This is a genomic window from Halomonas aquatica, from assembly GCF_040196335.1.
GTDB lineage: Bacteria > Pseudomonadota > Gammaproteobacteria > Pseudomonadales > Halomonadaceae > Halomonas > Halomonas aquatica.
Genome location: NZ_JBEGCJ010000001.1, coordinates 201,376 through 222,313, shown reverse-complemented (window position 1 = coordinate 222,313; position 20,938 = coordinate 201,376). Strand labels below are relative to the sequence as shown.

Here is a 20,938-nt window from a genome sequence, read left to right as displayed (position 1 = left end):
ACCCGGGTGCGTGACGCACTATCCCCCGACCCCACAAGAGGAACCACCATGCACCCCATGATCGCGGCAGGCGTCCTGGCCCTGGCCGGCCTCAGCGCCGGCGCAACGGCCGCCGCCGCCGAGCGCACCCTGACGGTCTACACCTATGACTCCTTCGTTTCCGAGTGGGGCCCGGGTCCGGGCATCGAGGAAGCCTTCGAGGCTCGCTGCGGCGATTGCGACCTGCAGTTCGTGGCTTTGCCCGGCGGGATCGACATCCTCCAGCGCCTGCGCCTGGAAGGTGAGGGCAGCGGGGCGGATCTGGTGCTGGGCCTGGACATGAACCTGATGGCCGAGGCACGCGAGCTGGACCTGCTGGCCCCCCACAATGCCGACCTGGCGCCGCTGGCGCTTCCCGTCGACTGGGACGACGATACCTTCCTGCCCTACGACTGGGGTCACTTCGCCTTCGTCTATGACACCGAGCAGCTCGAGACGCCGCCGGGCAGCTTCGCCGAGTTGCTCGAGGCCCCCGAGGACGTCCGGTTGATCCTCCAGGACCCGCGTACCAGCGTCACCGGTCAGGGGCTGCTGCTGTGGATCAGGAAGGTCTATGGCGACCAGGCCCCGGCCATCTGGGAACGGCTCAACGAGCGGGTGCTCGCCGTCACCAACGGCTGGAGCCAGGCCTACTTCTCGCTGTTCATGAACGGCGAGGCGCCCATGGTGCTGTCGTATGCCACCTCTCCGGCATACCACATGGCGGTAGAGGAGACCGAGCGCTACCAGGCCGCCGAGTTCGAGGAGGGGCACTACCTGCAGGTGGAGACCGCCGCGATGCTGCGATCCACCGGGGAGCCGGCACTGGCTCGGGATTTCCTCGCCTTCATCCTGACGCCGGACTTCCAGCGTCATATCCCGCTGGGCAACGTCATGAATCCGGCCATCGATCTGGGCGACGAGTTGCCCGAGGTCTTCGACCGGCTGATACAGCCCGAGAGCCTCACCTTCACGCCCGAGGAGGTCCGCGCGCAGCGTCGTGACTGGATTCGCGAGTGGCTGAACGCCAGCGTGCGCTGACCGGCGCAGCCGCGCCTGCGCGCTGGGCCACTCTGTCCCGCTGGCCGCCGGGTCTCGGCCTCGCTGCCCTGACGGCGGTGGCGGGGCTGGGGCTTGGCAGTCTCGGCGCCCTGCTGTGGCAGGCGCGGGGACTGCATCCGGCGGCCCTGTGGCAGGAGCCCTGGCTCGCCGCGGTGCTGCGCTTCACCCTCTGGCAAGCGACCCTCTCGACCCTGCTGGCCGTGGGGCTCGCCGTGCCGGTGGCCCTGGCCCTGGCACGGCGCCCGCGCTTCCCGGGGCGGGGCCTGCTGCTGCGTGCCATGGAACTCTCGCTGGTGCTGCCTACCCTGATCGGCCTGTTTGGCCTGGTGGCCGTGCACGGCCGCCGCGGCTGGGCGGCACCGCTCTGGGAGTGGCTGGCCGGGTCGGAGTCGGGGTACCTCTATGGCCTCTCAGGCATCGTGCTGGCCCATGTCTTCTACAACCTGCCGCTCTCGGCCCGGCTGATGCTGCAGGTCCTGGAGACGGCACCCCCGGCGCACTGGCGGCTGGCCTCGCAACTGGGCCTGACGCGGGTCGCACTGTGGCGCACCCTGGAGTGGCCGAACCTCAAGCCCTTGCTGCCGAGGCTGGCGGCGCTGGTCTTCACGCTCTGCTTCACCAGCTTCGCCATCGTCATGACGCTGGGCGGCGGTCCGCGCTCCTCGACCCTGGAAGTGGCGCTCTATCAGGCGCTGAAGTTCGACCATGACCTGGCGCTGGCGGCCCTGCTGGCGCTGACCCAGCTGACCCTCTGCCTGTCGCTTTGGCTGCTGGCCCTCTCCCGGGGCGGCACGCCCTCGCTGGTGGTGGGCAGCGTCTCCCTGCCGGCCGGCGGGCGCTGGCGTCGCCGCGACGCCGTCGGCGCCTCAATGGCCACCGACGCCATCTGGCTCACCGCGCTGGCGGCGCTTCTGCTGCCCCCCCTGGTTGCCGTACTGGTCGCGGGCCTGGCCGGGCTTCCGGAGTTGCCACACCAGGCGAGCCTCTGGCCTGCGACGGCACGCAGCCTGGTCATGGCCCTGGCCGCGGCGCTCGGTGCCCTGGCCATCGCCCTGGCCCTGCTTGCGGGCAGCCGATGGCTCAAGGCCCGACGGCACGGGATAGCGGCGCTGCTGATGGAGGGGGGCGGCCAGCTGATCCTGGTGATCCCGTCGCTGGTGCTGGGGACCGGGCTCTTCCTGCTGCTGCGCCCGACCCTGGGCAGCGGCTGGCAGGGCTATGGCCTGGTGGTGCTGGTCAATGCCTTCATGGCGTTGCCCTTCGCGATGCAGGTGATCCGTGGGGCACTGCCTGGCCTGTCGACCCCCGAGGAACGCCTGGCCGACCAGTTCGGCATCCGCGGGCGCGTCCGGCTGCGCTGGCTGGTCTGGCCGCGGCTGCGTCGTCCCCTGGCCCTGGCATTGGCCTATGCCATGACCCTGTCGCTTGGCGACTTCAGCGTGATCGCCCTGTTCGGTAGCCCTTCGGCGCCGACCTTGCCCATGCTGCTCTATCAGCAGCTGGGCGGCTATCGCTGGCAGGGCGCCGCCGCCACGGCGCTGCTGCTGCTGGCGCTGGTGGTGCTGGTGTTCGTGCTGCTCGGCCTGCTGACCCGCAGCACGCCCCGCTATCCCTGGAACCGCTTCGCCCGCGAGGAGCGCCATGCTCGAGTGCCGTGACCTGATCTTTCATTACGATCGCTTTGATCCCGGTGAAACACCGGACTTCGATTTCAGCTTCCGGCTCGCCTCCGGGGAGTGTCTGTCGGTGGAGGGCCCCTCGGGTGCCGGAAAGAGTACCCTGCTCGGCCTGCTGGCTGGCTTCCTGGAACCGGCCGGCGGCAGCCTCGCCTGGCAGCGCCAGGACCTGCTGGCGCTGCCGCCATGGGAGCGCGGCATCACCACCGTCTTCCAGGAGCACAACCTCTTCGACCAGCTGCCGGTCTGGCTCAACGTGGGGCTCGGCCTGGCACCGGACATGCGCCTGTCCCGGGAACAGCGCGCCCGGGTCCGGGAGGGACTGGCGGAGGTGGGCCTCGAGGGCCTGCATGACCGCCTGCCCTCGGAGCTCTCCGGCGGCCAGCGCCAGAGGGTGGCGCTGCTGCGGGCGTTGCTGCGCGGCTCGCGGATCCTGCTGCTCGACGAGCCCTTCTCCGGGCTCGACGAGACGACCCGCGATGGGCTCTGGGGCCTGGTCCGCCGGCAGAAGGCGGCGGGGGCCGCCGTGCTGCTGGTCAGCCACGACCGAGACGACATCGAGGCACTGGCCGACCGGCGCAGTCGGCTCGAGATGGGGCGGCTGGTGCCTGTCGCCTAAGCGAGCATTGAGGCTACATCGCCACGCTGGCGCCGTCATCGATGACAAGAGTGTCGCCGGAGATGAAGGTGTTGTCGGGGGAGACCAGAAACGCCACGGCGCGGGCCACCTCACCGGCAAGGGCTATCCGCCCCGGCGGCGCGGCCCCGCCGAGGCGCGGGTTCAGTTATTCGATGCCTTTCCCGAGGCCTTCGAGGCGCTGGTGTCAGGCCACGTCGATCGGGTGCTGCAGTGTACAGCGCACTTCAGCCATGCCGACTGTGTGGGTCGCACCATGCATCGTGCCTTTCCGGTGGATACCTTCGTCGCCGGCAGTCGCCCCCTGGCACTGCTGAGACGCGTCAAGGTGGCAGAGCCGTTCAGCGTGGGGCTGCAACCGGCCACCCGCCACTACACCGACCTCTCGGCCTTTGCCGAGCAGCGCCACTACGCCACGATTGTGGCCGTTGCCGAGGGGCTTCTGGCAGGGGAGGTCGATGCCGGCATCTGTGCCCGCGATACGCTGGCACACCAGCAGGGGGCGCTGCTACTGATGAAGGATCTCGGTCCGGCGCTGGACGTCTGGGTGCTCTACGGCACTGAGTCGCTGCCCGACACCAGCCCGCTGGTGTTGTCCTAGCCACTGGCCTGCCGTGCGGCCCCATGACAGAATCGCCTCCACTGGATACCGCTCAAGAAAAGAGAACACCATGCCCGAGTATCGTGTGCGCACCACCACCGCCGACAAGGGCGCGGTGCGAGACCTGGCGAAGCTGGACTAGGCTTGAAGAGCCGCCACCGGCATGCCCATCCCGGCCGAGTGCCGGGTTTCGTGACACCTGCAGGGAAGCCGACATCATGAAGACAAAGACTATCAGCGTCGGCCTGGTTGGCTTCGGAATGGCCGGACGCACCTTCCATGCGCCGCTCATCCAGGCGGCGCCGAGCCTGGAACTCGCTGCCGTGGTCAGCGGCGATCCCGAGCGGGTCCAGGTCGATCATCCGGGGGTCGAGGTGCTGCCCAAGGCGGCGCAGCTGTTCGCTCGACGCGACATCGATCTGGTGGTGATCGCCACCCCCAACGAGACCCACTTCCCGCTGGCCAAGGCGGCACTGAATGCCGGCAAGCACGTGGTGATCGACAAGCCCTTCAGCATCACCGTCTCCGAGGCCCGCCTGCTCAAGGCCCAGGCCGACCTGGTTGAGCGCTTGCTTAGTGTCTTTCACAATCGCCGCTGGGACAGCGATTTCCTGACCCTCAAGGCGCTGATCGATGCCGGGACCCTCGGCCGGGTGGTGGCCCTGGAGTCGCGATTCGACCGCTTCCGACCCCGGGTCACCGACCGCTGGCGCGAGCGCCACCAGCCGGGCGGCGGCATCTGGTATGACCTGGGGCCGCACCTGCTGGATCAGGTCCACGAGCTCTTCGGCATGCCCCGGTCGATTTTGCTCGAGCTGGCCACCGCCCGCGAGGGGGCCGAGGTGGACGATGACTTTCTGGCATTGCTGGAGTATGACCACCTGCGGGTGACCCTGCAGGCCAGTTCCCTGGTGGCCGAGCCGACGCCCCGCTTCCGGGTACATGGGACCCGCGGCAGTTTCGTCAAATACGGGCTGGACCCCCAGGAGGGGTGGCTCAAGGCGGGACAGCAGCCGATGCCGGGCTGGGGCGTGGATGCCTGGCCCGGCACGCTCACCCTTGAAGAGGGAGGGGGAGACGAAGAGGAAACCCGCGAGTCGGTCGCCCTGGTGAGCCGCGAGGCACCGGTCGTGCCGGGCGACTACACCGCCTATTATTCCGGCATCGCCGAGGCGCTGCTCAAGGGCACATCTCCGCCGGTGACCAGCGAGTCAGCCCTGGACGTGATGACTCTCCTGGAAACGGGGCTCGACAGCTATCGCCAGGGCCGCTGGGTAAAGCTCAAGGAAGGCGACAGCAAGGTTCGCCGGTTGCAGAGTCACTAGGCGGCATCGTCGCGGACCGCGCCGGGCTCACCAGAGCCCGGCCTCGTCGGGAGCCTCGCTGCGCAGCTTGTCCCTGGCGATGAACAGTGCCGCGATGGCTCTGGCCTCGTGGAAGTCCTCCCGGGCCAGCAATGCCGACAATTCGTCGATGGCGTGGGTCTCGACGACCAGCGGCTCGGGCTCGTCACCCGGCAGCCGCTTGGGATAGAGGTCGGTGGCCAGCAGGACCTGCATGCGGTGGCGCATGTAGTTGGGGGCCAGCGACAGCTCCACCAGTGGCTCGATGCGATGGGCGCCGAAGCCGCACTCTTCCATCAGCTCGCGATTGGCCGCGGTGACGATGTCCTCGCCCGGGTCCACGAGCCCCTTGGGCAGGGTCAGTACGTAGTCCTCGAAGCCGGCGGCATATTCGCGGATCAGCAGCACGTGTTCGGGGTCCGGCATGGCCACGATCATCACCGCGCCGACACCCTGGCCGGTGCCGGTGAGCCGCTCGAAGGTGCGTTCGGCGCCATTGGAGAAGCGCAGGTCCAGCTCCTCCACGTGGAAAAGGCGACTGCGCGCCACGCTGCGGCGGTCGAGGATCTGTGGCTTGATAGGCCAGTGTCGGGAGGCATCGTGCGGGTCTGACATGGCGGTATTCCGTTTGGCGATGGATAGGGAAATGGATAGGGAGATCGATAGGGCGAGCGGTAGGGGCGTGGGAGATGACGGGCGTTATGCGTCATCCATGGCGATTCGATACAATACTACGTCCCAACGGCCCCCGACTCACTCCCGGAGTAGCGATGATCGACTGGCGCGCCATCGATACCGTCCTGCTGGACATGGACGGCACCCTGCTGGACCTGCACTTCGACAGCCACTTCTGGCTCGAGCACCTGCCGCGCCGCTATGTGGAGTTGCACCGTCTCGACGACTCCACCCAGGCGGAGGTGCGCGCGCGAATCATCCGTGAGCAGGGCACCCTCAACTGGTACAGCCTGGCCTACTGGAGCCGCGAACTGGGGGTCGATGTGGTCGCGCTGAAGCGGGAGGTGCAGCACCTGATCGGCCTTCGCAGCGACGCCCTGGATTTCCTGCAGTGGTTGAAGGCGGCCCACCCCCGGGTCGTGCTGGCCACCAACGCCGATCGTGAGAGCCTGGCGCTCAAGCTGCCGCTCACCGGGCTCGAGGATTACCTCGACGCCATCGTCTCCTCGGCGGATCTCGGCGTGCCCAAGGAGGAGCAGGCCTTCTGGTTTGCCCTGCAGGAGATCGAGCCCTTCGATCCCGAGCGGACCCTTTTCATCGACGACAACGCCTCGGTGCTCGAGAGCGCTCGCGAGTTCGGCATCCGCCACCTGCTGGGCATCAAGCAGCCGAACAGCCGCCGGCCTGAGAAGGAACTCGAGGAGTTCATCGCCCTGGATCGCTTCGCCAGCATCCTGCCCGATGATCGGCCGTCGATTCCCGGAGCAAGCCATGGATAGCGTTCGACTCGACAAGTGGCTCTGGGCGGCACGCTTCTTCAAGACCCGGGCACTCGCCAAGAAGGCCATCGAGGGCGGCAAGGTCCACTACAACGGGGGCCGAGCCAAGACCAGCAAGGGCGTCGAGGTCGGCGCGCTGGTCAAGGTCCCTCAGGGGTGGGACATCATGGAAGTCGAGGTGCTGGCCCTCTCCGACCAGCGTCGCGGGGCACCCGAAGCCCGGGCGCTCTATGTCGAGACGTCCGATAGCATCGAGCGCCGCGAACGCGAGGCCGAGGCGCGGCGCCTGACCAACCAGGCCATGCAGCACCCGCTCAAGCGACCCGACAAGAAGCAGCGCCGGGAAATAAAGCGGTTCCAGGAGCGCTCCGGCGAGTGAGCCTGTGCTCGGTTTCCATGCCCGACAGCCCCCCCCCGCATTTGCTATTCACCATTCAGGTTCCAGACGACATGAACGACCAGATCCAGCGTTTTCTCTTCGAACGTACCAACGTGCGCGGCGAGATCGTCACCCTCGAGCGATCCTATGCCGAGGTGCTCGAGCGTCATGACTACCCGGCCGCGGTGAATCACCTGCTGGGCGAACTGCTGTGTGCGGTGGCCCTGCTCACCGACACCGTGAAGCTCGACGGCACCCTGAGCATCGAGGTGCGCGGACAGGGAGCGCTTTCCCTGCTGATGGCCGAATCCAACCCCGGAGGTGAGCTGCGCGCCATCGCCCGTCTGGCCGAGGATGCGGCGATTCCCGGCGACGATGCAGGCTTCCGCGAGCTGGTGGGTGAGGGACAGATCGTGATCACCCTCGACCCGACCGGTGGCCATCGCTACCAGGGCATCGTGGCCCTCGAGCACGACAGCCTGGCGGGTTGCCTGGCCGCCTACTTCGCCCAGTCCGAGCAGCTGCCCACCCGGCTTTGGCTCCGCGCCGACGGCCGGCGTGCCGGTGGGCTGCTCCTGCAGCGACTACCCGATGAGTCGATCAATCAGGATGACGATGCCTGGGAGCGCACCGTACAGCTTGCCGAGACACTCAAGGACGAGGAACTGCTGGGCCTCGAGCAGCTCGAGGTCCTGCGTCGGCTCTACCACGAGGAGGAGGTCCGGGTCTTCGACCCCAAGTCCTTGCGCTTCGGATGCACCTGTTCTCGCGAGCGCATCGCCAACGGTCTGATGACCCTGGGCGGGCAGGAGCTCCGCGAAGTGCTGGCAGAGCAGGGCGGCATCGAGACCCAGTGCCACTTCTGCCATACCCGCTACGAGTTCTCGGCCGTGGAGATCGAGGCGATGCTGGAAGCCCCACAGGGGCCGCCACCCATCGTGCATTGACCGGGGTCGCTGCCGAGTGCTGCAGGGCAGCATGCGTCCTGGAGTGAGCGGTAGTGAACGGCGTCGATGTAGTAGTAAAACTACAAGAACTTCGCCCAAAAATGGCGTTTCCCGGCGGCCGGCTTTTTGCCATAATGGCGCCGATTTTCCGGTTCGATCGCCAATGACTAGACGGGAATACCCCCGCACGCGGCGATCATGGCATGACCCACGTTGCGTCACCGACGCCCGGCACACGAGAGAGAAGCGGCCGCAAGGCCCAGGAAACGACATGACCACGACTCAAGCCGCCCCCCAGCAAGCCGCCACTTCCCACGTCAACCTCTGCAGTGCCGAGCTGATCGAGCGGGCCGTGGCCAACGGGGAAGGTCACCTGGCCGCCAATGGCGCCCTGGTGGTCAACACCGGCGCGCGCACCGGTCGCTCCCCCAAGGACCGTTACATCGTCGACGAGCCGAGCACCAGCGGCCAGATCGACTGGGGCAGCGTCAATCGTCCCTTCTCGGCCGGCAGGTTCGATGCGCTCTGGACGCGAGTCGAGGACTACCTGGCCAGCAGCGGGTCCTATGTCTCCGAACTTCACGTCGGCAGCGACCCCGTCCACTACCTGCCGGTCCGCGTCACCACCGAGACCGCCTGGCATAACCTGTTCGGCCGGACCATGTTCGTGCGCCCAGAGGCCTACAATCCGTCGACCAAGGACGAGTGGACCATCCTCAATGCGCCCTGGTTCGAGTGCGATCCGGCCCGGGATGGCACCAACTCAGACGGCTGCGTCATCCTCGACTTCGCCCAGAAGAAGGTGCTGATCGCCGGCATGCGCTATGCCGGCGAGATGAAGAAGGCGATGTTCTCGGTCCAGAACTTCCTGCTGCCGGCCGCCGATGTGCTGCCGATGCACTGCTCCGCCAACGTGGGCGAGGATGGCGAGACCACCCTGTTCTTCGGCCTCTCCGGTACCGGCAAGACCACCCTGTCCGCCGACCCGGCGCGCTTCCTGATCGGCGATGACGAGCATGGCTGGGGACCGGGCACCGTCTTCAACATCGAGGGCGGCTGCTATGCCAAGTGCATCGACCTTTCCGAGAAGAACGAGCCGATCATCTGGAATGCCATCAAGTTCGGCACCGTGCTTGAGAACGTGGTCCTCGATGACCGCCATGAGCCGGACTATGTCGACGACAGCCTGACCCAGAACTCCCGTGCCGCCTACCCGCTGGAGCATGTCGAGAAGCGCGTGGTCGAGAACCGTGCCGACGAACCCAATGCCATCATCTTCCTGACCTGCGACATGAGCGGCGTGCTGCCGCCGGTTTCCGTGCTGTCCAAGGAAGCCGCGGCCTACCACTTCCTCTCGGGCTACACCGCCAAGGTCGGGTCCACCGAGGTCGGCTCCTCTGCCGGTCTCGAGGCGACCTTCTCCACCTGCTTCGGTGCACCCTTCTTCCCGCGCCCGGCCCGGGAGTATGCCGACCTGCTGGTTCGCCGCGTGTCCGAGAAGGATGCCCAGGTCTATCTGGTCAACACCGGCTGGACCGGCGGTGCCTACGGCGAGGGCGGCGCGCGCTTCTCCATTCCGACCACCCGCGCCATCATCAGCGCCATCCAGTCCGGCGCGCTGCGTGACGTCGCGACCCGTTCGGTCGAGGGCCTGAACCTGGCCGTGCCCACTGCCGTACCGGGCGTCGACTCCAGCCTGCTCGACCCGCGGGAAACCTGGGAAGACAAGGCCGCCTATGACCGCAAGCGGGACGAGCTGGCCGCCAAGTTCGTCGAGAACTTCAAGAAGTTCGACGGCGTCAACGAGTCGATCCTCAAGGCCGGTCCCAGCCTGGTCTGACGGTCAGGTCATCGCGAACCGTCGGCAAGGTCGGTGGTCCTAGGGGGGAAGGGAACAAGCCCTTCCCCCTTTCGCATCTATATGGAGACGATCATGAAACGACGTCATTTCCTCGGGCTGGTGGGGGCAGGCGGCATCGTCGGCCTGATCCCCGGGCTGGCCCTGGCCCGGCCCAAGCCTGATCTGAAGCGTGCCGCGGGCCTCGAGGTGCTGGAGCTTTCCGAGGCCGAGTGGCGGGAGCGCTTGACCGAGGCGCAGTTCGATATCCTGCGCAAGGAGGGTACCGAGCCGGCGTTCTCCAGCCCCCTGGACAAGGAAACGCGGGAAGGCGAGTTCCACTGCGCGGGCTGCGATCTGGTGCTCTTCACCAGCGCCATGAAGTACGATTCCGGTACCGGCTGGCCAAGCTTCTTCGAGCATGTGGAAGGACACCTGCTCAGCAAGGTCGACTACAAGGCCATCTGGCCACGTACCGAGTACCATTGCGCCCGCTGCGGCGGCCACCAGGGCCACGTGTTCGAGGACGGCCCGGCGCCCACCGGCCTGCGCTGGTGCAACAATGGCCTGGCACTGCGATTCGTCCCCGCCTGAACGACGATTGTGATACCTTGTCGCGATCGTCTGGACGTTTGATTGCCAAGGATTTCATGGACGCACACGACAAGATCATCACCCGCCTCGCCGAGGAACTCGCCGTTCGTCCGCCGCAGGTCTCGGCCACGGTGGAGCTGCTCGACGGCGGGGCCACCGTTCCCTTCATCGCCCGCTACCGCAAGGAAGTTACCGGCGGGCTGGATGATATCCAGCTGCGCCAGCTCCATGAGCGACTCGCCTACCTGCGAGAGCTGGAGGAGCGACGGGAGGCCGTGCTGGCCGCCATCGACGAGCAGGGCAAGCTTACCGACGCGCTGGCCGCCAGTATCCGCGCCGCCGGTACCAAGCAGCGTCTGGAAGACCTCTATCTCCCCTACAAGAAGAAGCGTCGCACCAAGGCCCAGATCGCCCGCGAGGCGGGACTCGAGCCGCTGGCCGATGCGCTGCTGGCCGATCCCGGCCTGGATCCCGAGACGGAGGCGGCGCGCTACCTTCGCGCCGCCGATGGCGACATTCCCGCCATCGAGGACGCCAAGGCGGCCCTGGACGGCGCCAAGCAGATCCTCATGGAGCGCTTCGCCGAAGAGCCCGAGTTGGTGGGCCGTCTTCGTGAAAGGCTGTGGAGCGAGGGCGAGCTGTGTGCCCGGCTGATCGCCGGCAAGGAGCAGGAGGGCGCCAAGTTCTCAGACTACTTCGAGCATGACGAGGCGCTCGCGAAGGTGCCTTCGCACCGGGCGCTGGCGATGTTCCGAGGCCGCAACGAGGGCGTGCTGGCGCTGACCCTGCGCCTGCCCGGCGAGGAAGACGTCCCGGTCCACCCGGCCCAGGTGGCCATCGCCCGGCACTTCTCGATCAGTGACCAGGGACGCCCCGCCGACCGCTGGCTCGCCGAGGTGGTGCGCTGGACATGGCGGGTCAAGCTCTACACACACCTCGAGACCGAGCTGATGGGGCGCCTGCGCGAACGCGCCGAGCAGGAGGCCATCGAGGTCTTCGCCGCCAACCTCAAGGACCTTCTGCTGGCCGCCCCGGCGGGCCAGAAGGCGACGCTCGCCATCGACCCCGGCCTGCGCACCGGCTGCAAGGTGGCGGTGGTGGATGCCACCGGGCAGTTCCTCGAGCATGCCACCATCTATCCCCATGCGCCCCGCAACGCCTGGGAGGCCTCGCTTGCCGAGCTGGCGAAGCTGGTGGATAAGCACGACGTGGCGCTGATCGCCGTGGGCAACGGCACCGCCAGCCGCGAGACCGATCGCCTGGCCGGCGAACTGGTCAAGGCCTTCTCTTCGTCTCAAGGGCGGGGCAAGCGTCATCTCGCCAAGGTGATGGTCAGCGAGGCCGGCGCCTCGGTCTACTCCGCCTCGGAGTTCGCCTCCCGGGAGTTTCCGGACCTCGACGTCAGCATCCGCGGCGCGGTCTCCATCGCCCGTCGTCTGCAGGACCCGCTGGCGGAACTGGTCAAGATCGAGCCCAAGTCCATCGGCGTGGGCCAGTACCAGCACGACGTTTCCCAGCTGCAGCTGTCGAAGAGCCTGGAGGCGGTGATCGAGGATTGCGTCAACGCCGTGGGCGTGGATCTCAATACCTCCTCAAGCGCGTTGCTTTCCCGGGTGGCCGGCCTCAATGCTGCGCTGGCCGACAACATCGTCGCCCGGCGCAACACCGAAGGGGCCTTCACCAGCCGCCGGGCGCTGCTCGACGTCAGCCGGCTGGGGCCAAAGACCTTCGAGCAGTGTGCGGGCTTCCTGCGCATCATGAACGGCGTCAACCCGCTGGACGCCAGCGCCGTTCACCCCGAGGCCTATCCGCTGGTGGAGCGTATCGCCAGCCGAAGCGGTCGCGACCTGGCCGGCCTGATCGGCGACAGCACCACCCTGAAGTCGCTCAAGCCCGCCGAGTTTGCCGACGAGCGCTTCGGCGTGCCCACGGTCAGCGATATCCTCGCCGAGCTCGACAAGCCGGGACGCGACCCGCGCCCCGAGTTCAAGGCCGCCGAGTTCCGTGAGGGTGTCGAGACCCTCAAGGATCTCGAGCCCGGCATGATCCTCGAGGGCAGCGTGACCAACGTCACCCACTTCGGCGCCTTCGTCGATATCGGCGTTCACCAGGATGGCCTGGTGCACATCTCGGCGCTCTCCGATCGCTTCATCGAGGACCCGCGAACGGTGGTCAAGGCCGGTGATATCGTCAGGGTCAAGGTGATGAGCGTGGACCTTCCGCGCTCGCGCATCGGCCTGACCATGCGGCTGGATGACCAGCCCGACGCCCAGGGCGATGGCCGGCCCGCCGGCAAGGCGCGCCGGGCGCCCGGCGAGACCCGTGACCGCGGCAAGGCCGCCCGCAGCAAGGCGCCGGAGCAGGGGGGGCAGATGGGCGCCCTGGGCGAGGCGCTGCTGCAGGCCAGAAAGGACCGCTGACCTGAAGGCGCCGCCGTCCGGCGCCATAATCTGATGCTTGTCGGGCGCCCAGGCGCCCGCCTTACCACACATGGGGTGACCATCTTGTCCGAATCGCTTATCGCCCGTGTCGATCGACTCAAGGAACTGGCCGACCAGGGTCGAGTCGGCCGACTGCGGCGCGGCATCGAAAAGGAAGGGCTGCGTGTCGATGGCGAGGGGCGTATCGCCGCCACTCCGCATCCGGCGGCCCTGGGGTCCAAGCTGACCCATCCGCACATCACCACCGACTACTCCGAGGCGCTGCTTGAGTACATTACCCCGGTCTATTGCCGGCCGAGTGATGCCATGGACTTCCTCGGCGACCTGCACCGTTTCAGCTACCGTCACCTGGAAGGCGAGCTGATCTGGCCGGCGAGCATGCCGGCACGACTCGACGGCAACGACAGCGTGCCCATCGCCGACTACGGCGCCTCCAACGTGGGCGTCATGAAGCATGTCTACCGCAAGGGGCTGGACCTGCGCTACGGGCGGATCATGCAGTCCATCGCCGGGGTGCACTACAACGTCTCGCTGCCCGATGACCTCTGGCAGCTGCTGCGCGAGATCGACGGTGATACCGATACGTCGTTGAGTGACTACCGCTCGGCGCGCTATTTCGGCCTGATCCGCAATTTTCGTCGCCACAGCTGGCTGCTGCTCTACCTCTTCGGCGCCTCGCCGGCGCTTGACCGCAGCTTCATGCCTACCGGCGACGTCCCGCGAAAGCTTCGCCGACATGGAGAGGACACCCTGGTATCGAACCATGCCACCAGCCTTCGCATGTCGGACCTGGGGTACCAGAACAAGGTCCAGGAGCAGCTCAAGATCTGCTTCAACTCGCTATCCAACTACGTCAACACCCTGCGTCACGCCATCGCCACCCCCTGGCAGGACTACCGGAAACTGGGCGTGAACGAGACGGGCGAGTGGCGCCAGCTCAACGCCAATATCCTGCAGATCGAGAACGAGTACTACAGCGACATCCGCCCCAAGCGGGTGACGCGCCAGGGCGAGACGCCCAGCCAGGCGCTGGAGGCCCGCGGGGTCGAGTACATCGAGGTGCGTTGCCTCGACCTCAATCCCTTCCTGTCGCTGGGCGTCGACGAGACCCAGATTCGCTTCATCGACACCTTCCTGATGTGGTGCCTGCTCAGCGAGAGCCCGTGGATACCCGATGACGAGTGTGACCGGCTGGACGACAACCGCCGCCTGGTGGTGGAGCGAGGCAGGGACCCCACGCTTCGCCTGCTGCAGGGCGCCCGGCATCGCGCCATCGCCGACTGGGGCGGGGAGATACTTGCCGAGATGGTCCCGGTGGCGGAACTGCTCGACCGACAGGAAGAGGGCGAGCCCCATGGCGAGGCCCTGGCCGCCCTGGCTCCGCGTCTCGATGATCCGGCACTGACGCCCTCCGGGCAGATGCTGGCGCGGCTCGAGTCGACCGGCGAATCCTTCCTCGAGGCGATGCTGGGCCTCGCCCGGGAACAGGCGCAGGGCTTTCGCGACACGCCCATGGACCCGGCCCGTGAGGCGCTGTTCGACGAGATGGTGGCGACCTCCCACACACAACAGGCGGACATCGAGGCCGCGGACGACGAGGACTTCGATACCTTCCTGGCCCGCTACTTCGAGCGTGCCCGCGAGGTCAGAAGCGTTACTCCGCTGCAGACGGGAGAGACATCATGATCGACGATCTTCGACGCCTGGACGTGCGCGAGTGGAGCCTCGCCGGCCTCGCTTTCTGCGTGTTGATGATGGGCGTGGCCCTGGTGCTCGAGCATGTCGTCGGGCTGGAGCCCTGCCCGCTGTGCATCTTCCAGCGGGTGGCGGTGCTTGCCGCCGCTGCGGTATTCCTGGTGGCCGCGCTCCACAACCCCGACGGCCGCCTCGGGGCGGTGCTCTACGGGCTGATGTCGCTGGCTGCCGTGGGTGGCGGCATCGCCGCGGCCGGGCGCCACCTGTGGCTGCAGTCGCTGCCGGCCGACAAGGTGCCGACCTGCGGCCCGGGGCTCGACTACATGATGGAGATCCTGCCATGGCAGCAGGTGGTGTCCCGGGTGTTCACGGGCTCTGGTGAATGTGCCGAGATCAGCTTCCTCCTGCTGGGCATCTCGCTGCCCGGCTGGACCCTGCTTGGCTTCCTGGTGCTTGCGCTTGCCCCGCTGGGCCTGCTGCTGTTGGCCAACCGGCCTCACCCCGGCTTTCGCTGGGTGGGATAGGCAGGCGTCATGCTCTATCGCCACCTGGCCTCCCAGGAGGAGATCGACCGGGCCTATGACCCCATGCGGGGGCGCGATGGCGCGGCCCTGATCGCCGACTGGCGCTCGCGCAGCGCCCGCTCGCGTCAGCACCATCGCCTGACGCCCGACCTGGCCTATGGGCCGACCCTGGCCGAATGCATGGATGTCTTCGAAAGCGGCATCGAGGGCGGTCCGGTGCATCTCTTCTTCCATGGCGGCTACTGGCGCGCGCTGGGTCACGCCGAGTTCGGCTTCGTCGCCGACGGCCTGGTGGCATCGGGCATCACCGTGGCGGTAGTCAACTATGCCCTCTGTCCCGCAGTGCGCTTCGGCGAGGTGGTCCGCCAGAGCCGGGCGGCGGTGGCCTGGATGCATAGCCATGGGGCGTCGCTGGGCGTGGATCCGAATCAGCTCAGCGTCTCCGGCCACTCCGCGGGGGGGCACCTGTGCGCCATGCTGCTCGCCACCCGATGGGAAGAGGAGTACGGCCTGCCCGACGACCTGATCCGCGGCGCCCTCTCGATCAGCGGCCTCTACGACCTCGCGCCCTTCCCCTGGTCCTGGCTGCAGCCCAAGCTCCAGCTCACCGGTCGTGACGTGAGAGACTACAGCCCCGTGCTGCAGCTCTGCCGCGTGCCGGCCGAGGTGCGTCTCGTCGCCGGCAGCGAGGAGTCAGATGAGTTCGCTCGCCAGATGCAGGCCCAGGCCGCGCACCTGAGAAGGCAGGGGTGTCGGGTCGAAAGCGAGCTGCTCTCCGGCGACGACCACTTCTCGATTCTCGACCACTATCGCCCCGGCGGGCGCTTCATCGACGAGATCGCCGCCTTCCATCGCTGAGGGGCGCGCCGCCTATACCCCCAGGTAGCGGTCGCGGAGTCGGTGGTCCAGTGCCTCGGGCCTGCCCGTCCATGCCGTGCGTCCCTTCTCCAGGATCGTGCAGCGGTCGGCGACCGGCAGCAGCTCGCTGAGTGACTTGTCGACGATCAGGGTCGACTGACCCTCGGCCTTGAGCCGGCGAAGCGCCGACCAGATCTCCTGGCGGATCACCGGGGCCAGGCCCTCGGTGGCCTCGTCGAGCACCAGCAGGCGGGGGTTGGTCATCAGTGCCCGGCCGATGGCGAGCATCTGCTGCTCTCCGCCCGACAGGGTCTCGGCCATCTGGTTTCGTCTCTCGGCCAGCCGCGGAAAGAGTGCCTCGACCCGAGCCTGGTCCCAGGGGCCGGTCCGGGCGGTGACGACCAGGTTCTCGCGCACCGAGAGGTTGGGAAAGCATCGGCGCCCCTCGGGCACCAGCCCGAGACCGCGCTGGGCGATGCGGTACGCCGGCAGCCGCCGCAGTTCCCGGGACTCGAACTCGATCCGCCCCCGGCGCGCCGGGGTCAGGCCGAACAGCGAGCGGATGGTGGTGGTCTTGCCCATGCCGTTGCGCCCCATCAGGGCCACCATCTCGCCAGCCTCGACATGGAGGCTGACGCCGAACAGCGCCTGGGACGGCCCGTAGAAGGTCTCGAGGTCGGTGATCGTGAGCATCTCAGTCTCCCAGGTAGGCCTCCCGAACGCGCGGGTCACGCCGAATGGCGTCACTGTCGCCATGGGCGAGGACGCTGCCGTCGACCAGCACGGAGAGGCGGTCCGCCAGCCGGAAGACCGCGTCCATGTCGTGCTCGATCAGCAGGATGGGGACCTCGCGTTTCAGGGTCTCGAGCAGCTCGGTGAGTCGCGCCGAGCCCTCCGGCCCGAGGCCCGCCATGGGCTCGTCGAGCAGCAAGGCGCGGGGCTCGAGCACCAGGGCACAGGCCACCTCCACCTGCCGGCGCTCGCCGTGGGAAAGGGCCGCCACCGGGGTGTCGGCACGGTGGCCCAGGTGCACCCGCTCCAGTGCCTTCCGGGCCGGGGTGACCAGCCGCGCGTCGCGTGCCACCGGCGTCCAGAAGCGGAAGCTGTGGCCCGCCCGCGCCTGGGCACCGATCATCACGTTGCGCAGCGCGCTGAGGGGCTCGGCCAGCGACGAGACCTGGAAGCTGCGACCGAGGCCGAGGCGGGCCCGGGCGGCGACGCCCAGCCCGGTGATGTCGCGCTCTGCAAGATGAATGCGTCCCTCGTCGGGCCTGAGACTGCCGGCGATCTGGGCGATCAGGGTCGACTTGCCGGCCCCGTTGGGACCGATCAGGGCATGGATCTCGCCGGCCCGCAGGTCCAGCGAGACGTCCCGGGTGGCCTCAAGGGCGCCGAAGCGCTTGTGCAGCCCCTCGATCGACAGCACCACCTCACCCATGCGGCTCCCCCCCGGCCAGCCAGCCGATCACGCCTTGCCTTGCGAACAGCACCACGCCGAGCAGCACCAGGCCGAGGAAGAACTGCCAGTATTCGGTCAGCCCGCCCAGCAGGGTCTCCATCAGCACATAGACGATGGCGCCGGCCAGCGGCCCGTAGAGACGACCGACCCCGCCGAGGATGACGATCACCATCAGCTCCCCCGACATGTGCCAGCTGAGCATGGCGGGGCTGACGAAGCCGTTGAGGTCCGCATAGAGGGCGCCGGCGAGCCCGGTAATCATGGCCGAGATGACGAAGGCCGTGAGGCGGATGGGGTAGGGCGAGATGCCGGCAGTGGCCAGCCGGGTCTCGTTGAGCCGCGCCATGGTCAGGGCAGCGCCGAAGCGTGACGCCATCAGCCTCGAGGTGATCGCCATGGCGAGCAGCAGCAGGGCGAAGCAGATCAGGAAGAAACTCAGCGGGTCCTGGCTGTCGACCATTGGAAGGCCATTGCGCAGGTAGATCGGCAGGCCGTCCTGCCCGCCGTAGCTCGGCCAGGAATTGGCGAAGTAGTAGACCATCTGGGCGAAGGCCAAGGTGATCATGATGAAGTAGACCCCGCCGGTGCGCAGCGAGACGGCACCGATCACGAGTGCCAGCAGGCCGCACGCCAGCAGCGCCACCAGCCAGATCACGAGCATGTCGTCGCTGCCGGGCAGGCCCATCAGCAGGCTGCCGTCGAAGGCGTGGTAGGCGCTGATGCCGGCCGCATAGCCTCCCACCCCGAAGTAGGCCGCATGGCCGAAGCTGATCATGCCGCCGTAGCCCAGGGCCAGGTTCAGTCCCACCCCCGCCATCGCCACCAGAACGATGCGGGTGGCCAGGTTGACGTAGTAGGCTTCGCCCAGCAGGTGCGCCAGTAGCGGGGCCAGCAGCGTCAACGCCAGCAGCCCGAGCTGTACCAGGCCCTGACGATGGCGCCAGGGCCGCGGTGCGCCCGATCGTTCGAGGACGGGGAAAGTATCGTGGGGGGGCTCAGTCATGGGCGGCAAAGAGTCCCTTCGGCTTGAAGGCAAGGATGACGGCCATGAGGATGTAGATCAGCATGGCGGCGAGTGCGGTGCCGACACCGGCGGCCTCCGATGGGCTCATGAAATGCCCGAACAGGGTCGGCAGGAAGATGCGCCCAAGGGTGTCCACCACGCCGACCAGTACCGCGCCCAGCAGGGCGCCCTTGATCGAGCCGATGCCGCCGATGACGATCACCACGAAGGCCAGGATCAGCACCGGCTCGCCCATTCCCACCTGCACCGATTGCAGCCCGCCCACCAGGGAGCCGGCGAGTCCCGCCAGGGCGGCGCCCAGGGCGAACACCAGGGTGTAGAGCCGCTGGATGTCGATGCCCAGCGCACCGATCATCTCGCGGTCGCTCTCGCCGGCGCGGATGCGCATGCCCAGCCGCGTGTGAGAGATCAGCAGGTAGAGCCCGGCGGCGATGATCACGCCCACGGCGATGATCATCAGTCGGTAGACGGGATATCGTGAACCGCCGGGCAGCGCCACGGAGCCTGACAGCCACTCGGGCGGGCTGAGCCACAACGGCGAGGAGCCGAAGAGCCAGCGCGTGCCCTCCGAAAAGATCAGGATCAGGGCGAAGGTGGCCAGTACCTGGTCCAGGTGCGGGCGTCGGTAGAGTCGCCGAATTACCAGCAACTCCACCACGCCACCCGCGACGGCGGCCGCGAGGGTGCCGGCGGCCAGGCCCAGCAGGAAGGAGCCGGTCGAGGCGGTGGCCAGGGCGGTCACATAGGCTCCGACCATGTAGAAGGAACCGTGGGCCAGGTTGATGAGCCCCATCACGCCGAACACCAGCGTCAATCCGCTGGCCATCAGGAACAGCATGGTACCGAGCTGCAGGCCGTTGATGAGTTGCTCGATCAGCAAGGTTAGGCTCACGACAGGGGGTCCATGGCTGGGGAGCGGGGCAACCGGGCCGCGAGCGGCCCGGGGTTTAGGTCACATCTGGCACTGCTCGGCATAAACATCCTGGATGTCCTCGACGGCGATGCCGACCAGGCGGTTGGTGGGCTCCCCGTCTTCGCCCGCGACCACCTCGCGGACGAAGATGTCCTGGATCGGATGCTGGTTCGAGCCGAAGCGGAACTTGCCGCGCACCGAGGCGAAGTCGGCCGCGCGAAGGGCCTCGCGGAAGGCGTCCTTGTCGTCGGGGTGCGCCTTGTCCAGGGCGCTCAGAATCAGCCGAGCGGTGTCGTAGCCCTGAGCCGCGTAGAGGGTCGGAGTGCGGTCATGGGCCTCGCGGAAGGCCTCGACGAAGGCCCGGTTGGCCTCGTTGTCCATGTCATAGGCCCACTCCGAAGTGTTGATGGCGCCGATCGCCGCGTCGCCCACCGCCTTGATGATGATCTCGTCGAAGGAGAAGGCCGCGCCGAACACCGGCATGTCGACGCCCGAGTTCTCCCACTGCTTCATGAAGGAGATGCCCATCCCGCCGGGAAGGAAGAAGAACAGGCTGTCGGCATCGCTGGCGCGGATCTGGGCGATCTCGGCGGCGTAGTCGGTCTGACCGAGCTGGGTATAGCGCTCGTCGACCACCTCGCCCTCATAGAGGTGCTTGAAGCCGGCCAGGGCATCCGTGCCGGCAGGGTAGTTGGGGGCCATCAGGAAGGGACGCTCGAAGCCCTGCTCGCGCATGTAGGCGCCCATCGCGCCGTGCAGGTTGTCGTTCTGGTAGGCCACGTTGAAGTAGTTCTCGTGGCAGAGGCGGCCTGCCAGGTCCGAGGGCCCTGCGTTGGGCGAGAGATAGAAGGTGCCCTGACGAACCACCGACGGCACCACGGCCATGGCCAGGTTCGACCAGATGATGCCGGTCATGATGTCGACGTCATCGCGCTGCATGAACTCGTTGGAGAGCGTCTTGGCCAGGTCGGGACGACGGGCGTCGTCCTGGATCAGGACCTCGATGTCGTCGCGCTGTGCCTGCTCGATGGCCAGCATGAAGCCATCTCGCACGTCGACGCCGAGATGGGAGCCACCGCCAGAGAGGGTGGTGATCATGCCGATCCTGACCTCCTCGGCCTGGGCCGTGGCTACGGCAGTCGTCATCAGCAGGCCAAGGCCGGCACGGGTCAGCTTGTTCATGGAAATACCCTCTGGTGTCCTGATGGTGTCGTTGGGCGAGCGCTGCGCCGCACGCTGAAGGTCGGCTGGCACTCGCGTCATCCTGCTCCGGATTCTCTCACCGTTACAAGGTGCTAGTAATCAATGTACTACGAATGCCGCGACAGTCTCTCCACACTTCTGTCGGGATGCATGCATCCTGTCCTCCTGGCGGGCCTCGGAGGCATCATGAGGTTCGAGCTGTCCGGGTCTACAGGATTGACACCGCCCCCGGCAGGCGCGAGTCTGTTGTCTCGCGGGTCGAGCGCGCTGTCG

Annotated in this window: 20 protein-coding genes; 14 read left to right on the top strand and 6 right to left on the bottom strand. The window is 67.5% G+C overall.

Annotated elements, in window-relative coordinates; translation table 11 throughout:
* Positions 1 to 48: 48 nt before the first annotated feature.
* The 5 genes from thiB (at position 49) to ABE960_RS00905 (ending at position 5,319) form a co-directional block, all read left to right on the top strand.
* Positions 49 to 1,059, top strand: coding sequence for a thiamine ABC transporter substrate binding subunit (gene thiB / locus ABE960_RS00925; RefSeq protein WP_349760339.1), 1,011 nt, complete (start codon positions 49 to 51; stop codon positions 1,057 to 1,059).
* On the top strand, positions 1,035 to 2,738 hold the full coding sequence (gene thiP / locus ABE960_RS00920) for a thiamine/thiamine pyrophosphate ABC transporter permease (protein ID WP_349760338.1): 1,704 nt from the start codon (positions 1,035 to 1,037) through the stop codon (positions 2,736 to 2,738). Before thiB ends, thiP begins: the two co-directional genes overlap by 25 nt.
* Positions 2,722 to 3,375 carry an ATP-binding cassette domain-containing protein gene (locus tag ABE960_RS00915; RefSeq protein WP_349760337.1) on the top strand — a complete coding sequence of 218 codons (654 nt, stop codon included), beginning with the start codon at positions 2,722 to 2,724 and terminating at the stop codon, positions 3,373 to 3,375. The genes thiP and ABE960_RS00915 overlap by 17 nt, the downstream gene beginning before the upstream one ends.
* A gap of 7 nt (positions 3,376 to 3,382) precedes the next feature.
* Positions 3,383 to 3,994 carry a hypothetical protein gene (locus ABE960_RS00910; protein WP_349760336.1) on the top strand — a complete coding sequence of 204 codons (612 nt, stop codon included), beginning with the start codon at positions 3,383 to 3,385 and terminating at the stop codon, positions 3,992 to 3,994.
* 218 nt (positions 3,995 to 4,212) lie between these two features.
* On the top strand, positions 4,213 to 5,319 hold the full coding sequence (locus ABE960_RS00905) for an oxidoreductase (RefSeq protein WP_349760335.1): 1,107 nt from the start codon (positions 4,213 to 4,215) through the stop codon (positions 5,317 to 5,319).
* 27 nt (positions 5,320 to 5,346) lie between these two features.
* Here ABE960_RS00905 and nudE read toward each other — a convergent pair whose 3' ends face one another.
* Positions 5,347 to 5,952, bottom strand: a complete 606-nt coding sequence (gene nudE, locus ABE960_RS00900) for an ADP compounds hydrolase NudE (protein ID WP_349760334.1) — start codon at positions 5,950 to 5,952, stop codon at positions 5,347 to 5,349.
* Positions 5,953 to 6,107: 155 nt separating this feature from the next.
* On the opposite strand from nudE, the gene yrfG reads away from it, so the two are divergent.
* The 9 genes from yrfG to ABE960_RS00855 all read left to right on the top strand — a co-directional run bounded on the left by yrfG (position 6,108) and on the right by ABE960_RS00855 (position 16,066).
* Positions 6,108 to 6,791 (top strand): GMP/IMP nucleotidase, encoded by a 684-nt coding sequence (gene yrfG, locus ABE960_RS00895; protein WP_349760333.1) that lies wholly within the window; start codon positions 6,108 to 6,110, stop codon positions 6,789 to 6,791.
* On the top strand, positions 6,784 to 7,170 hold the full coding sequence (gene hslR, locus ABE960_RS00890) for a ribosome-associated heat shock protein Hsp15 (RefSeq protein ID WP_349760332.1): 387 nt from the start codon (positions 6,784 to 6,786) through the stop codon (positions 7,168 to 7,170). Before yrfG ends, hslR begins: the two co-directional genes overlap by 8 nt.
* 71 nt (positions 7,171 to 7,241) lie before the next feature.
* Positions 7,242 to 8,117 (top strand): Hsp33 family molecular chaperone HslO, encoded by an 876-nt coding sequence (gene hslO / locus ABE960_RS00885; protein WP_349760331.1) that lies wholly within the window; start codon positions 7,242 to 7,244, stop codon positions 8,115 to 8,117.
* Between the two features lie 271 nt (positions 8,118 to 8,388).
* A complete protein-coding gene (locus ABE960_RS00880) occupies positions 8,389 to 9,957 on the top strand; it encodes a phosphoenolpyruvate carboxykinase (RefSeq protein ID WP_349760330.1) in 1,569 nt (522 codons plus the stop codon).
* Positions 9,958 to 10,050: 93 nt separating this feature from the next.
* Entirely contained in the window at positions 10,051 to 10,548 is a 498-nt protein-coding gene (gene msrB, locus ABE960_RS00875; protein WP_349760329.1) for a peptide-methionine (R)-S-oxide reductase MsrB, read from the top strand.
* Between the two features lie 56 nt (positions 10,549 to 10,604).
* Positions 10,605 to 12,968 (top strand): Tex family protein, encoded by a 2,364-nt coding sequence (locus ABE960_RS00870; protein WP_349760328.1) that lies wholly within the window; start codon positions 10,605 to 10,607, stop codon positions 12,966 to 12,968.
* A 33-nt stretch (positions 12,969 to 13,001) separates the two neighbouring features.
* On the top strand, positions 13,002 to 14,675 hold the full coding sequence (gene gshA / locus ABE960_RS00865) for a glutamate--cysteine ligase (protein WP_349760327.1): 1,674 nt from the start codon (positions 13,002 to 13,004) through the stop codon (positions 14,673 to 14,675).
* Positions 14,672 to 15,208, top strand: a complete 537-nt coding sequence (locus tag ABE960_RS00860) for a disulfide bond formation protein B (protein WP_349760326.1) — start codon at positions 14,672 to 14,674, stop codon at positions 15,206 to 15,208. The genes gshA and ABE960_RS00860 overlap by 4 nt, the downstream gene beginning before the upstream one ends.
* 9 nt (positions 15,209 to 15,217) lie before the next feature.
* The gene (locus tag ABE960_RS00855; RefSeq protein ID WP_349760325.1) at positions 15,218 to 16,066 is read left to right on the top strand and encodes an alpha/beta hydrolase; all 849 of its coding nucleotides are present in this window, start codon (positions 15,218 to 15,220) and stop codon (positions 16,064 to 16,066) included.
* Positions 16,067 to 16,078: 12 nt separating this feature from the next.
* On the opposite strand, the gene ABE960_RS00850 is transcribed toward ABE960_RS00855, so the two are convergent.
* Genes ABE960_RS00850 through ABE960_RS00830 form a run of 5 tightly spaced genes read right to left on the bottom strand, consistent with a single transcriptional unit; the run spans position 16,079 to position 20,644 of the window.
* Complete coding sequence (locus ABE960_RS00850; protein WP_349760324.1) at positions 16,079 to 16,759, bottom strand: ABC transporter ATP-binding protein; 681 nt, start codon at positions 16,757 to 16,759, stop codon at positions 16,079 to 16,081.
* Position 16,760: 1 nt separating this feature from the next.
* Complete coding sequence (locus tag ABE960_RS00845) at positions 16,761 to 17,504, bottom strand: ABC transporter ATP-binding protein (RefSeq protein WP_349760323.1); 744 nt, start codon at positions 17,502 to 17,504, stop codon at positions 16,761 to 16,763.
* The gene (locus ABE960_RS00840; RefSeq protein WP_349760322.1) at positions 17,497 to 18,528 is read right to left on the bottom strand and encodes a branched-chain amino acid ABC transporter permease; all 1,032 of its coding nucleotides are present in this window, start codon (positions 18,526 to 18,528) and stop codon (positions 17,497 to 17,499) included. Before ABE960_RS00840 ends, ABE960_RS00845 begins: the two co-directional genes overlap by 8 nt.
* Entirely contained in the window at positions 18,521 to 19,441 is a 921-nt protein-coding gene (locus ABE960_RS00835) for a branched-chain amino acid ABC transporter permease (protein ID WP_349760321.1), read from the bottom strand. The genes ABE960_RS00840 and ABE960_RS00835 overlap by 8 nt, the downstream gene beginning before the upstream one ends.
* A 60-nt stretch (positions 19,442 to 19,501) precedes the next feature.
* Positions 19,502 to 20,644, bottom strand: a complete 1,143-nt coding sequence (locus ABE960_RS00830; protein ID WP_349760784.1) for an ABC transporter substrate-binding protein — start codon at positions 20,642 to 20,644, stop codon at positions 19,502 to 19,504.
* Between the last annotated feature and the right edge of the window lie 294 nt (positions 20,645 to 20,938).